The organism is Streptomyces sp. NPDC001634, assembly GCF_040298185.1.
Taxonomy (GTDB): domain Bacteria; phylum Actinomycetota; class Actinomycetes; order Streptomycetales; family Streptomycetaceae; genus Streptomyces.
This window is the reverse complement of sequence record NZ_JBEOZU010000154.1, coordinates 1-12,374: the sequence shown is the minus strand read 5'-3', so window position 1 is coordinate 12,374 and position 12,374 is coordinate 1. Positions and strand designations below refer to the sequence as shown.

At 68.4% G+C, this 12,374-nt stretch carries 14 protein-coding genes; 7 read left to right on the top strand and 7 right to left on the bottom strand.

Features of this window, described 5'->3' with window-relative positions; translation table 11 throughout:
* The coding region (locus ABT186_RS45770) for a DUF6542 domain-containing protein (protein ID WP_351930341.1) at positions 1-475 on the top strand (475 nt) is incomplete at its 5' end.
* A gap of 23 nt (positions 476-498) precedes the next feature.
* On the opposite strand, the gene ppgK is transcribed toward ABT186_RS45770, so the two are convergent.
* A complete protein-coding gene (ppgK, locus tag ABT186_RS45765) occupies positions 499-1,254 on the bottom strand; it encodes a polyphosphate--glucose phosphotransferase (protein WP_351221812.1) in 756 nt (251 codons plus the stop codon).
* 102 nt (positions 1,255-1,356) lie between these two features.
* Complete coding sequence (locus tag ABT186_RS45760) at positions 1,357-2,361, bottom strand: 4-hydroxy-3-methylbut-2-enyl diphosphate reductase (RefSeq protein WP_351221811.1); 1,005 nt, start codon at positions 2,359-2,361, stop codon at positions 1,357-1,359.
* 153 nt (positions 2,362-2,514) lie between these two features.
* Between ABT186_RS45760 and xseA the strand changes: the two genes are divergently transcribed.
* The 3 genes from xseA to ABT186_RS45745 all read left to right on the top strand — a co-directional run bounded on the left by xseA (position 2,515) and on the right by ABT186_RS45745 (position 4,758).
* The gene (gene xseA, locus ABT186_RS45755; RefSeq protein ID WP_351221810.1) at positions 2,515-3,723 is read left to right on the top strand and encodes an exodeoxyribonuclease VII large subunit; all 1,209 of its coding nucleotides are present in this window, start codon (positions 2,515-2,517) and stop codon (positions 3,721-3,723) included.
* A 44-nt stretch (positions 3,724-3,767) separates the two neighbouring features.
* Positions 3,768-4,004 (top strand): exodeoxyribonuclease VII small subunit, encoded by a 237-nt coding sequence (locus ABT186_RS45750; RefSeq protein ID WP_351221809.1) that lies wholly within the window; start codon positions 3,768-3,770, stop codon positions 4,002-4,004.
* A 163-nt stretch (positions 4,005-4,167) separates the two neighbouring features.
* Positions 4,168-4,758: a malonic semialdehyde reductase gene (locus ABT186_RS45745; protein ID WP_351221808.1), complete on the top strand. Its 591-nt coding sequence runs from the start codon at positions 4,168-4,170 to the stop codon at positions 4,756-4,758.
* 200 nt (positions 4,759-4,958) lie between these two features.
* Here ABT186_RS45745 and ABT186_RS45740 read toward each other — a convergent pair whose 3' ends face one another.
* Positions 4,959-5,480, bottom strand: coding sequence for a DUF4245 domain-containing protein (locus ABT186_RS45740; RefSeq protein WP_351930339.1), 522 nt, complete (start codon positions 5,478-5,480; stop codon positions 4,959-4,961).
* A gap of 127 nt (positions 5,481-5,607) precedes the next feature.
* On the opposite strand from ABT186_RS45740, the gene glpX reads away from it, so the two are divergent.
* Entirely contained in the window at positions 5,608-6,642 is a 1,035-nt protein-coding gene (gene glpX, locus ABT186_RS45735) for a class II fructose-bisphosphatase (protein ID WP_351221806.1), read from the top strand.
* Positions 6,643-6,801: 159 nt separating this feature from the next.
* On the opposite strand, the gene ABT186_RS45730 is transcribed toward glpX, so the two are convergent.
* Both ABT186_RS45730 and ABT186_RS45725 read right to left on the bottom strand, forming a co-directional pair.
* Positions 6,802-7,173, bottom strand: coding sequence for a WhiB family transcriptional regulator (locus ABT186_RS45730; RefSeq protein WP_351930337.1), 372 nt, complete (start codon positions 7,171-7,173; stop codon positions 6,802-6,804).
* A 163-nt stretch (positions 7,174-7,336) separates the two neighbouring features.
* The gene (locus ABT186_RS45725; RefSeq protein WP_351221804.1) at positions 7,337-8,032 is read right to left on the bottom strand and encodes a DUF1707 SHOCT-like domain-containing protein; all 696 of its coding nucleotides are present in this window, start codon (positions 8,030-8,032) and stop codon (positions 7,337-7,339) included.
* 188 nt (positions 8,033-8,220) lie between these two features.
* Here ABT186_RS45725 and ABT186_RS45720 point away from each other — a divergent pair, with 188 nt between their 5' ends.
* Positions 8,221-9,891 carry a fumarate hydratase gene (locus ABT186_RS45720; protein ID WP_351221803.1) on the top strand — a complete coding sequence of 557 codons (1,671 nt, stop codon included), beginning with the start codon at positions 8,221-8,223 and terminating at the stop codon, positions 9,889-9,891.
* A 75-nt stretch (positions 9,892-9,966) separates the two neighbouring features.
* Positions 9,967-10,518, top strand: coding sequence for a DUF3761 domain-containing protein (locus ABT186_RS48220; RefSeq protein WP_502973523.1), 552 nt, complete (start codon positions 9,967-9,969; stop codon positions 10,516-10,518).
* Positions 10,519-10,589: 71 nt separating this feature from the next.
* On the opposite strand, the gene ABT186_RS45715 is transcribed toward ABT186_RS48220, so the two are convergent.
* Together ABT186_RS45715 and ABT186_RS45710 are read right to left on the bottom strand one after the other, a co-directional pair.
* Positions 10,590-11,060: an NUDIX hydrolase gene (locus tag ABT186_RS45715; RefSeq protein ID WP_351221802.1), complete on the bottom strand. Its 471-nt coding sequence runs from the start codon at positions 11,058-11,060 to the stop codon at positions 10,590-10,592.
* Complete coding sequence (locus tag ABT186_RS45710; protein WP_502973525.1) at positions 11,061-11,777, bottom strand: helix-turn-helix domain-containing protein; 717 nt, start codon at positions 11,775-11,777, stop codon at positions 11,061-11,063. It abuts the gene before it with no gap.
* Positions 11,778-12,374 lie beyond the last annotated feature (597 nt).

The following is a 12,374-nucleotide window of genomic DNA, read 5'->3' as shown; positions in this document are numbered from 1 at the left end:
CACGGATGCTCCCCACACTCCCCAGCGGCGTCCGGCGCCCGCACGAGGGAACGCCGTACCGCTCGTCCAGGCGGCGCGGCGGCTGCCCAACCCGCGGCTCACGGGCCTCGGCGGCGGGCTGTTCTGCGCAGCGGTGATGTTTGTGCTCGGTTGCCTCGTCCACCTGTTGTTCGGGGCGTCCTTCACGGTCTACGGCGTGCTGTTCCTGCCCGTGGCCGCACTGACCGCACTGTGGGTGCGGCGCGGGGACCTGCTGACCGCACCCGTGGTGGTGCCCATCGGCTTCGCCGTCGGTCTGCCGGCCGTGGCCGACGGCGACAGCGGGCTCGCCGAACGCCTGATGGGGCTGGTCACCGGGCTCGCCACCCAGGCGGGCTGGCTCTACGGCGGCACGCTCGTGGCAGGCGTCATCGCGATCGTGCGCAGGCAGCGGATGGTGCGCCGGCGGGCGGCTCAGCGCCGAAGGACGGGCTGACCCACGGCCGCCGGGCCGTGGCCCTACCCTTCCTTCCCCGCCTTCGCCGCCCTCATCGCCGCCCCCACTATGCCCGCGTTGTTCTGCAGCTGCGCCGGGACGATCTCCGCCTTGATGCCCTCGATCAGCGGCAGGAACTTCTCGGACTTGCGGCTGACGCCCCCGCCGATGACGAACAGCTCCGGGGAGAACAGCATCTCCACGTGGGCGAGGTACTTCTGCACGCGGCGCGCCCAGTGCTCCCACGTCAGTTCGTGGTCCTCCTTGGCCTTCGTGGAGGCGCGCTTCTCCGCGTCGTGGCCGCCCAGCTCCAGGTGGCCGAGTTCGGTGTTCGGTACGAGGACACCGTCGACGAACAGGGCGCTGCCGATGCCCGTGCCGAGCGTGAGCAGGATGACCGTGCCTCGGCGGTCGCGGCCCGCGCCGAACTGCATCTCGGCCACGCCCGCCGCGTCCGCGTCGTTCAGCACGGTCACCGGGAGGCCGCCCAGACGCTCACTGAACAGGGCGCGCGCGTCCGTGTCGATCCAGCTGCTGTCGACGTTGGCCGCCGTACGGATCGTGGAGCCGCCGGTGACCACACCGGGGAACGTGATGCCGACCGGGCCCGTCCAGCCGAAGTGGCCGACGACCTCCTTCACCCCGTCGGCCACGCCGGCGGGCGTCGCCGGGTGCGGAGTGAGCACCTTGAAGCGCTCCTCCGCCAGGTCGCCCCGGTCCAGGTCCACGGGAGCGCCCTTGATTCCCGATCCGCCGATGTCCAAGCCGAAGATCTGCATGGGCACCACGGTACGTCGTACGGCCGACGGCCTCTTCCCGACAGCCTCTCCCTCAGGCCCTGTCGTCAAACGACAGGATCCAGGGCGCCTCCGCGCGCTCCGTCACTTCTCGCCGGTGCGCTCCGCGACAAGTGCCGCGGCCTCCTCGCGCAGGTCGCGGCGGAGTTCCTTGGGAAGCGAGAAGGTGATGGACTCCTCGGCCGCCTTGACGATCTCGACGTCCTCGAAGCCGCGCCCTGCGAGCCACTCCAGTACCTGCTCGACCAGGATCTCCGGGACGGAGGCGCCCGAGGTCACGCCGACGGTCGACACACCCGCCAGCCATGCCTCGTCGATCTCGTCGGCGAAGTCCACCAGGTAGGCCTCGCGCGCGCCCGCGAGCTTGGCGACCTCGACCAGCCGCTTGGAGTTCGAGGAGTTCCGGGAGCCGACCACGATCACCAGGTCCGCCTCGGCGCCCATCTGCTTCACCGCGAGCTGGCGGTTCTGCGTGGCGTAGCAGATGTCGTCGCTGGGCGGGGAGATCAGCTGCGGGAACTTCTCCTTGAGCGCGTCGACCGTCTCCATGGTCTCGTCGACCGAGAGCGTGGTCTGCGACAGCCAGACGACCTTGGAGGGGTCGCGCACCTCGACCTTCGCGACGTCCTCGGGGCCGTCCACGAGCTGGATGTGGTCCGGGGCCTCGCCGGACGTGCCGATGACCTCTTCGTGGCCCTCGTGCCCGATCAGGAGGATGTCGAAGTCCTCCTTGGCGAAGCGGACGGCTTCCTTGTGGACCTTGGTGACCAGCGGGCAGGTCGCGTCGATGGTGGCGAGCCGGCCCTGCTCGGCCTCTTCGTGGACCGTGGGTGCGACGCCATGCGCGGAGAACATGACGATGTTTCCCGGGGGCACCTCCTCCGTCTGCTCGACGAAGATCGCGCCCTTCTTCTCCAGGGTCTGCACGACGTACTTGTTGTGGACGATCTCGTGGCGGACGTAGATGGGGGCCCCGTACTGTTCCAGGGCCTTCTCGACGGCGATCACGGCACGGTCGACACCCGCGCAGTAGCCCCGGGGGGCGGCGAGCAGAACACGGCGGCCAGGCGAAGCGGTCATGCGAACCATCGTAAGGCCGGGGGCCCGGCGGGTCGGAGATCGCCTCCTTCGAACGACCCGGTCCTCGAAGGCGCCTCGAAGGCTCCCGGAAGGCTCTTCGAGGGGCCGGCAGGCCGGTCGTGCCGACCGGTGTTGTCGGTCGTGGCCATTACGCTCGGGCGCATGGCTGTGAACACGTCCGCGGAATCTCCCCTGCCCGTCGGTGAGGTGTCGCGGCTCATCGGGGGGTGGATCGACCGGCTCGGGGCCGTGTGGGTCGAGGGGCAGATCACCCAGCTGTCGCGGCGGCCCGGCGCCGGCGTCGTCTTTCTGACGCTGCGCGACCCGTCGTACGACATCTCCGTCGGCGTCACCTGCTACCGCCAGGTGTTCGACGCCGTCGCCGACGTCGTCAGCGAGGGCGCCCGTGTCGTCGTGCACGCCAAACCCGAGTGGTATGCCCCCAGGGGTCAGCTCTCCCTGCGGGCCGCCGAAATACGGCCCGTGGGCGTCGGTGAACTGCTCGCCCGGCTGGAACAGTTGAAGAAGTCCCTCGCCGCCGAGGGACTGTTCGCGCCCGAGCGCAAGAAACCGCTGCCGTTCCTGCCGCAGCTCATCGGGCTCGTCTGCGGCCGGGCCTCGGCGGCCGAGCGCGATGTGCTGGAGAACGCGCGGCACCGCTGGCCCGCCGTCCGCTTCGAGGTGCGCAACGTCGCCGTGCAGGGCGTGCACGCCGTACCGCAGGTGGTCCAGGCCGTGAAGGAGCTGGACGCGCTCGACGACGTCGACGTGATCATCGTGGCGCGCGGCGGCGGCAGCGTGGAGGACCTGCTGCCGTTCTCCGACGAGCAGCTGGTGCGGGCGGTGGCGGCCTGTCGTACGCCCGTCGTGTCGGCCATCGGGCACGAGCCGGACAATCCCCTGCTCGACCATGTCGCCGACCTGCGCGCCTCCACCCCGACCGACGCCGCCAAGAAGGTCGTGCCGGACGTCGGCGAGGAGCTGCAGCGCGTCCAGGCGCTGCGGGACCGGGCACGGCGGTGCGTGCTGGCGTTCGTCGAGCGCGAGGAGCGGGGGCTCGCGCACGCGCTGGCGCGGCCCTCGATTCAGGATCCGCACCGCATGATCGACGAGCGGGCGGACCAGGTTGCCTCGCTGGTCGACCGTGGCCGGCGCACGCTCGGGCATCTGCTCGACCGGGCCGAGTCGGAGCTCGCGCACACGCACGCGCGCGTGGTGGCCCTGTCACCGGCTGCGACGCTCCAGCGAGGCTACGCGGTGCTGCAGAAGACCGACGGGCACGTCGTCCGCACCCCGGACGAGGTGTCGGCGGGGGAGGCGCTGCGGGCGCGGGTGGCCGAGGGCGAGTTCACGGTACGGGTCGAGAAATAGCACGCTACGGGCCGAGAAGTGTCGAGAAAATTTAGGGTGGGCACATGACCAGCAAGACGGACGAGGCGCTCGGGTACGAGCAGGCGCGGGACGAGTTGATCGAGGTCGTACGGCGCCTGGAGGCGGGTGGTACGACGCTCGAGGAGTCCCTGGCGCTGTGGGAGCGGGGGGAGGAGCTGGCCAAGGTGTGCCGGACGTGGCTGGAGGGCGCGCGCAAGCGGCTGGACGCGGCGCTCGCCGAGGAGGAGACGGAGGACGAGGGCACCGAGGGTTCCGGGTGAACTTGCCGCGTGCCCACAACCCCGTTCGGCTCCGCCCCCCGTGCTCTGTGAAGTCGATCACTACACCCCCGATTTTCTTTGAACTTTAAACCTTCTCTCCGTACCGTCGTTGTCGTCCGACGATCCCTCCCGGATCCGACACGCATCCCGAGAAGGTTCCCCCATGTCTCTCGTTCTTGACCCCGCCGCCCAGGACCTGCTGTTCCGCGAGGCCCACACCGCGAACGCCTTCACCGACGAGCCGGTGACCGACGAGCAGGTGCAGGCGATCTACGACCTGGTCAAGTACGGCCCGACCGCCTTCAACCAGACGCCGCTGCGCATCACCCTGGTCCGCACCCCCGAGGCCCGTGAGCGCCTCGTGCAGCACATGTCCGAGGGCAACCAGGCCAAGACCGCCGCCGCCCCGCTGGTCGCGATCCTCTCGGCGGACAACGAGTTCCACGAGGAGCTGCCGACCCTGTTCCCGGCCTTCCCGCAGGCCAAGGACCTGTTCTTCGCCGAGCGCTCCGCCCGTGAGGGCTCCGCCACGCTGAACGGCGCCCTGCAGGCCGCGTACTTCATCGTGGGCATCCGCGCCGCCGGCCTGGCCGCCGGCCCGATGACCGGCTTCGACGCCGAGGGCATCCGCAAGGAGTTCCTGGACGACGACCACCGGCCGCTGATCGTCGTCAACATCGGCAAGCCGGGCGAGGGCGCCTCGTACCCGCGCTCCCCGCGCCTGGCGTTCGACGAGGTCGTCACCACGGTCTGAGCCGTCCGTCTGCGGACGCGCACGGGACGTATCCCCCGTTCCACGGAAAGTCCCACGGAAAGTCCCACGGAAAGACGCACCCCCGTCCCCATGACAAGGGCCCCCGGCAACGCCGGGGGCCCTTTTTCATCGGCCAGGCACAGAGTTTTCATGGGCCTGGCACAGAAGGCCCTCTTTCATCGCCCAGGCCCGCAGAGGCGTCACTTCGTCTTCAGCGACTCCGCCATCTTCGTCAGCTGCGCGAACGACGCCGTACCGGTCACCACGGTCGTGGAGCCCTTGTCCCTGAACACGAGCGCGTCGTAGCGGCCGCCGGTGTAGCGCTGCCACGTCCGGCCGCCGATGTCCTGCGTGACCTTCGTTTCCTCCGCGCCCTGGCTGGCCTCGTCGATGAACGTGGCCGCCTTCTGCGTCGACTGCTCGATCGCCACGTACTGACCCGTGGGGTCCTGGAAGCCGAGGTGCCAGGCGTCGAAGTGGTCACCCTGGAAGCGCACCGAGGTGGGCTTCCAGGTGTCGGGCAGGCCTTCGGGCGCCGCCACCGGGTAGGTTGCCGCGCGGCGGGCCGTGAGCAGTTCGACGCGGTAGTCCACCCGCTTGAGATCGGGAGCGTGGTCGTCGTGCGGGATGAAGAGATAGATGACGCCCGCCATCAGCCCGATCAGGCCCAGGGAGAGGAGCATGTCCCGGACCGTCTTCTGCTTGCCTTTCGTACCTGCCACGCCCCTATCGTCGCAGGTGCAGGGGTCTGCTCATCCGTGGGGCCCCCTGCTCATTTTGTCTGCCCAACGATAGAGTCTTGGGCACCACCCTCAGCCGGCCGTCGTCGTATCAGAAAGGTGCGCTCCGATGACCGAGAATCATCATCTGCCGACCGAACTCGAAGTCCCCTCCGAGGCCCCCGACCGCAACCTCGCGCTCGAACTGGTCCGGGTCACCGAGGCCGCCGCGATGGCCGCAGGCCGCTGGGTCGGCCGCGGCGACAAGAACGGCGCCGACGGCGCCGCGGTACGCGCCATGCGGACCCTCGTCCACACCGTGTCGATGAACGGCATCGTCGTTATCGGCGAAGGGGAGAAGGACGAGGCCCCGATGCTGTTCAACGGAGAGCGGATCGGCGACGGCACCGGCCCCGAGTGCGACATCGCCGTGGACCCGATCGACGGCACCACACTCACCGCCAAGGGCATGCCGAACGCGATCGCGGTGCTCGCCGCAGCCGACCGCGGCACGATGTTCGACCCGTCCGCCGTCTTCTACATGGACAAGCTGGTCACCGGCCCCGAGGCCGCCGACTTCGTCGACATCGACGCACCCGTGTCGGTGAACATCCGCCGCGTCGCCAAGGCCAAGCGGTCCGCACCCGAGGACGTCACCGTCGTCATCCTGGACCGGCCGCGTCACGAGGGCCTCATCAAGGAGGTCCGGGAGACCGGTGCGCGCATCAAGCTGATCTCGGACGGCGACGTCGCGGGCTCCATCCTGGCGCTGCGCGAGGGCACCGGCATCGATCTGCTGCTCGGCATCGGCGGTACGCCCGAGGGCATCATCTCCGCCTGCGCCGTGAAGTGTCTGGGCGGCACCATCCAGGGCAAGCTGTGGCCCAAGGACGACGAGGAGCGGCAGCGGGCGATCGACGCGGGCCATGACCTCGACCGGGTGCTGACCACGGACGACCTGGTCTCCGGCGAGAACGTCTTCTTCGTCGCGACCGGCATCACCGACGGTGAGCTGCTGCGGGGTGTGCGCTACCGCTCCGAGACCGCCACCACCGACTCGATCGTCATGCGCTCCAAGTCCGGCACGGTGCGTCGGATCGACTCCGTGCACCGGCTGAGCAAGCTGCGCGCGTACAGCGCGGTCGACTTCGACCGGGCGAAATAGCGAAGCAGCCCGGAAGAAGCAACCGGGAAGGAGCAGCCCGTAAGCAGCAGCTCGCAGGAAGCAGCCGGGAAGACGGCTTTCGCGGGAACATGCTCGGGAACTGCTCGGGAACACGGGAGGGCGCGCTCTGTGCGGAGAGCGCGCCCTTTCTGCTGTGTCTCAGCCGGCCGCGGCTATCGCCCCCCGCGCGGCCTTCTGCAGCTCCATCTCCCGGCGGCGGCGCCGGGCCAGGACCACGCGCCGCTCGGCTGCCGTGAGGCCGCCCCACACCCCGTACGGCTCGGGCTGCAGCAGCGCGTGCTCCCGGCATTCGACCATCACGGGGCAGCGCGCACAGACCCGCTTGGCCGCCTCCTCGCGGGACAGCCGGGCCGCAGTGGGTTCCTTGGAGGGGGCGAAGAAGAGGCCTGCCTCATCGCGCCGGCACACCGCCTCCGTATGCCATGGGGCGTCCTGATCCCTGTCGCGCACTGGCACCCGCTGGTGCGGAACCTCAGCGACCTGCAGGGACGAATGCGGCGGTTGCAGCACGGTCTACTCCTGACGACGGCTTCGCGAGCGAGAGACGATGCAGCAAGGCCTACCCGCTGTGCGCGCGCCTATGCACTGAGTTCCGAACCGCTGGAATTCCAGGGGGTGTTGATGCCGTCACAACGGGACCGGTTCGCTTCGGATGCGACTGAATTCACAAGCGTCAACGGTCCAGGTGTTTGCGCAAAGCCTTGTCCACCTTGCCGGACACACGATCGAGGATGTCCGCGACCAGCTTGCCCCTTGTGGGCCTCGCCTCGACATTTCCGAGTACGGCCAGTCCGTCCACAAAGACGACGGGCGCGTTCGGATCGTCGACATCCAGCGGGCTCACCTCGAAGTTGCCCAGTACGCCGCCGCCGGTGCCGCGCAGCGAAACGTTCTCCGGGACACGGATCTCCACATTGCCGAACACCGAGATCGCCTTGATCACGACCTGCTGGTACTCGAAGAGCGCCTCGCTCAGGTCGATGTCGACCGTGCCGAAAATCGCGTACGCATGGATACGGCGCCCGGCGCGCCACCGGCCCTTGCGGACCGCGGTGCTGAAGACCGCGACCACGTTGTCGTCCGGGTTGGGGGGTATCGCACCGGCGGTGGGACGGTTGGGCGCGTACGCCGAGGCTGTGGGGTACTGGTGGGCGGCGGGCAGGTCCCGTATGAAGACCTCCAGCTCGCCGACCGTCTTGGCGGCGAGCACGCCTTCCACACGCTCGGCGTGCTCCTCGGCGGTGAGGCGGCCCTCGGCGAGGGCGTCGCGCAGGATGTCGGCGATGCGGTCACGGTCGGCGTCCGAAGCGCGCAGTTCGGTGACGCGCGGCGTCGTGCCCTGCTGCTGGGCGTGCTTCTGAAGGTCCACGGCAGCAGCGTACCCAAACGCGATAGATCGCGACTAGGCCTGTGGACAACCGGGAACCGGCCAACTGAGCCTTACCTCACAGGCTCCCCGTCCCCGGCAGGTTCTACGCTGGTGGACGCTGCCAACGGAGGCCAGCCGCCGCGTCTGTCGTGACCAGTCGCGCGTCTGTCGAGTGAGGAATGGGCGAGATGCCTGAGTTCGCGTACACCGATCTGCTCCCCACGGGAGAGGACACCACCCCGTACCGGCTGGTGACCTCCGAGGGTGTTTCCACCTTCGAGGCCGACGGGCGGACGTTCCTCAAGGTGGAGCCGGAGGCGCTGCGCAAACTGGCCGAGGAGGCCATCCACGACATCCAGCACTATCTGCGTCCGGCCCACCTGGCGCAGCTGCGCCGCATCATCGACGACCCCGAGGCGTCGGCGAACGACAAGTTCGTGGCCCTCGACCTGCTGAAGAACGCGAACATCGCGGCGGCGGGTGTGCTGCCCATGTGCCAGGACACGGGCACGGCGATCGTCATGGGCAAGCGTGGCCAGAACGTGCTCACCGGGGGCGAGGACGAGAAGGCGCTCTCCCACGGCATCTACGACGCGTACACCAGGCTGAACCTGCGCTACTCGCAGATGGCCCCGCTGACGATGTGGGACGAGAAGAACACCGGCTCCAACCTCCCCGCACAGATCGAGCTGTACGCGACGGACGGCGGCGCGTACAAGTTCCTGTTCATGGCGAAGGGCGGCGGCAGCGCCAACAAGTCCTTCCTCTACCAGGAGACGAAGGCCGTCCTGAACGAGGCCTCCATGATGAAGTTCCTGGAGGAGAAGATCCGTTCGCTGGGTACGGCCGCCTGCCCGCCGTACCACCTGGCGATCGTCGTCGGCGGTACGAGCGCCGAGTACGCGCTGAAGACCGCGAAGTACGCCTCCGCGCACTACCTGGACGAGCTGCCCACCGAGGGCTCCGAGCTGGGGCACGGCTTCCGGGACAAGGAGCTGGAGGAGAAGGTCTTCGAGCTCACCCAGAAGATCGGCATCGGTGCCCAGTTCGGCGGCAAGTACTTCTGCCACGACGTCCGTGTGGTCCGCCTTCCGCGTCATGGCGCGTCCTGCCCGGTCGCGATCGCGGTCTCCTGCTCGGCCGACCGCCAGGCGGTCGCGAAGATCACCGCCGAGGGCGTGTTCCTGGAGCAGCTGGAGACGGACCCGGCGCGGTTCCTGCCGGAGACGACCGACGAGCACCTCGAGCAGGACGGCGACGTCGTACGCATCGACCTGAACCAGCCGATGGACGACATCCTGGCGGAGCTGACGAAGTACCCGGTGAAGACCCGCCTGTCCCTCTCCGGCCCGCTGGTCGTCGCCCGTGACATCGCCCACGCCAAGATCAAGGAACGGCTGGACGCGGGCGAGGAAATGCCGCAGTACCTGAAGGACCACCCGGTCTACTACGCCGGCCCGGCCAAGACCCCCGAGGGCTACGCCTCCGGTTCCTTCGGTCCGACGACGGCCGGCCGTATGGACTCCTACGTCGAGCAGTTCCAGGCAGCGGGCGGCTCCAAGGTGATGCTGGCGAAGGGCAACCGGAGCCGGCAGGTCACGGATGCGTGTGCGTCCCACGGCGGTTTCTACCTGGGCTCGATCGGCGGCCCGGCCGCCCGTCTCGCGCAGGACTGCATCAAGAAGGTCGAGGTCGTCGAGTACGAGGAGCTCGGCATGGAGGCCGTCTGGAAGATCGAGGTCGAGGACTTCCCGGCGTTCATCGTGGTCGACGACAAGGGCAACGACTTCTTCAGCCCGCAGCAACTCTCTCAGCCGACGTTCACCAGCATCCCGGTGCGGGGTCCCGGCCTGGGCTGACCCGGCAGCGACACCGCAGAGAGCCCCTGGCGAGTTGCCGGGGGCTCTGTCGTTCTAGCGGCACCCCCACGGACCATGAGCGGCCCTTACGGGACCGTGTGGGGCCGCACTCCGGCGGTGATGGCGATTCGGGGAAGTTCGGGGCGCAGCGAAGCACTCGACTACCCCTCGCCGAACGGTGGTCTGCGACATGATGAGACGCCGCACCTGGGGGATTCCATGGACAGAGACAGTCGCAAAGAGGCCGTCATCGGCTTCCTAGTCTGCGTCGGCCCCATCGCCGCCATTGCCCTCTGGATCGCACACACCGGACCGACCACGGACCCGCCGGCCTACACGACCCCCAGCGAACCCGCCTTCACCTGGACGCCCACCCCGCCGCCCAGCATCCGAGAGTCGCTTGAACCAGCTGAACAAGACTGCGGTGACGGCACATGGGGCACTTTCGCCGAATGCTGGAACAGGGCGGCATCCGCCTACCGGCATGCCACACCCACAGCGTGGCCAACCCCCACGTTCACGGTCCCCACGCTCGCGCCGCCTGCCGTCACTGTCTGCTCGGACGGCAGCATCAGCCACTCCACTGGTCGCGGCACCTGCTCCTGGCACGGAGGCATCGCCCATTGACCAGGCAGGCGCCCGATCGCAGATCAGCGCGGGTGCGCCCGAGGAATCAAAGCGAGCAAGTCTGAGGGCCTCTATCCCAGATACGGCGTCGACCGACCCTCAAGGAAGTGCCCAATCCTGAGCCGCTGTGTGGGGTGCATGTCCAAGCCTTCCAGCTCCTCTGGGTCGACCCACCGAAGCTCCGTCGACTCATCCGAGATCGTCAGGTCCCCGCCGAGAACGCGGGCTCGGAAGCACACGTTGAACTGTCGGCGCACCTCCCCATCGCTATACGCGATCACATGCCGGGGATCGGTGTAGGTGCCGACGAGACCTGTGATCTCAATGTCCAGGCCGGTCTCTTCCTTGACCTCTCTCACGGCCGTGCCGGGCAAGCTGTCCATCATCTCCATGCCTCCACCCGGCAGTGCCCACTTCCCCGAGTCGGACCGGCGCTGAAGGAGGATGCGCCCCTCGTCGTCCGTGACCACCGCTGACGCCGCCACAACCAAGCTGTTCGGCTTCGGGGCCGCAGGGTCGTCGTAGAACTCCTTACGGGCCATCTAGGCAGACTCCACAGGTCGGGCCGTCTCCCAGACGGCATCAAAGCTCTCCGCATACGCAGCGAACATGCGGCCACCCTCGACGTGTCGCAGGTGCCACACCGGCGCCCCGTACGCGTTCACGCCCCATGCATGGGCGTTGACCAGCATCTGATCGTCCACCCGGTACAAGCTGTTGTAGAGCGTCGTCCCGTGCGTCCGGAGCTCAATGCCCGGGATGTTGGCCAACGGTCGGTAGTGCATCAAGGCCAGGCGACACCGTGACTCGATGCCGTGGCCGTACCGTTCCTCAAGCCCCCGCGCCTTCACGTTGGGGCTGTCAGCGTCCCCCAGGGCGATGCGGACCGAGCAGCCTGCACCGGCTTTCTCTCGAAGTAGGTCATTGAGCCGGGGGTATGCCTCATGCAGGAACACGGCCGCGTACACAAGCACGTCGATACGTTCACGCGCCGACGACAGCAGATCAACGAACACGGACACCGGAAGATCCGCCCGCTGCTCGTACAAGGCCACCAGCTCGGGACTCACCGCCCGCGCCGAACGAGCCTGCCGCAGGGCAGGCCACAGCGCGTGCATGTCCTCTCCCAGAGCCTCAGCAGCCTTCACAGCGGTTGCCCGACGCGGCACCCTGCCAAGGTTCACCCATCGCTCAACTGACTTGGGATCTATGCCCACTTCGGCCGCGAGACTGGCGTGAGTCCAACCCCCTGCCGCCATCGTGGTTCGTAACCGCTCGTTGCCTGGCATACGGTCGCATCCTTCCCGGGGTCGGCCCGGTCGCTCTCCAGGGACGTTCTACACCCCGTGGGACGTCCCAAAGTGGGAAACGTACGAGGTTCCTACGTCCCGGCGACCACCCCGAGCATGGAGCCTCAGAGAGGGAGCATCAGAGAGGCCGGGGACATGGCGAGCCAGGCGACAGAGACGACGGACGCGAAGCAGTGGGAGTACGTCACGTACGCCCCTCGGGGCGAGACGTGCCCCGCGTGCCTGAATTCGATTAAGCCGCTTGAACAGGTGCGTCGAGGACGCCTCGAAAGGCAATCCGGGGCACCCGTCGTCGTTTACCGCCACGTCAACTGTCCGAAGGAGTGACCGCCGTGCTGTGCACTCCTGCCCCCGCGATGCCCATCACCATGACTGCTGAATGGCGGCGTAAGCATCGCGAGGAACGCTCCCGTGCCGAGGCTGAGAAGCGGGAAGAAGAACCCCGGCACGTTAGCCTCGATCTTGCGTGAGGGTCCGTCAGCTTGCTGACGGACCCTTTCGGCTCATTCGGGGGCGGTCATTTCTGCAGGTGGGCAGGCTGGTGGC

Excerpts from the sequence above, each read along its gene's own strand:
- ppgK (WP_351221812.1), bottom strand. The coding sequence starts at position 1,254 with ATGCAGATCTTCGGCTTGGACATCGGCGGATCGGGAATCAAGGGCGCT.
- ABT186_RS45760 (WP_351221811.1), bottom strand. The coding sequence starts at position 2,361 with ATGGTTCGCATGACCGCTTCGCCTGGCCGCCGTGTTCTGCTCGCCGCC.
- xseA (WP_351221810.1), top strand. The coding sequence starts at position 2,515 with ATGGCTGTGAACACGTCCGCGGAATCTCCCCTGCCCGTCGGTGAGGTG.
- ABT186_RS45750 (WP_351221809.1), top strand. The coding sequence starts at position 3,768 with ATGACCAGCAAGACGGACGAGGCGCTCGGGTACGAGCAGGCGCGGGAC.
- ABT186_RS45745 (WP_351221808.1), top strand. The coding sequence starts at position 4,168 with ATGTCTCTCGTTCTTGACCCCGCCGCCCAGGACCTGCTGTTCCGCGAG.
- glpX (WP_351221806.1), top strand. The coding sequence starts at position 5,608 with ATGACCGAGAATCATCATCTGCCGACCGAACTCGAAGTCCCCTCCGAG.
- ABT186_RS45720 (WP_351221803.1), top strand. The coding sequence starts at position 8,221 with ATGCCTGAGTTCGCGTACACCGATCTGCTCCCCACGGGAGAGGACACC.
- ABT186_RS48220 (WP_502973523.1), top strand. The coding sequence starts at position 9,967 with ATGAGCGGCCCTTACGGGACCGTGTGGGGCCGCACTCCGGCGGTGATG.
- ABT186_RS45715 (WP_351221802.1), bottom strand. The coding sequence starts at position 11,060 with ATGGCCCGTAAGGAGTTCTACGACGACCCTGCGGCCCCGAAGCCGAAC.
- ABT186_RS45710 (WP_502973525.1), bottom strand. The coding sequence starts at position 11,777 with ATGGCGGCAGGGGGTTGGACTCACGCCAGTCTCGCGGCCGAAGTGGGC.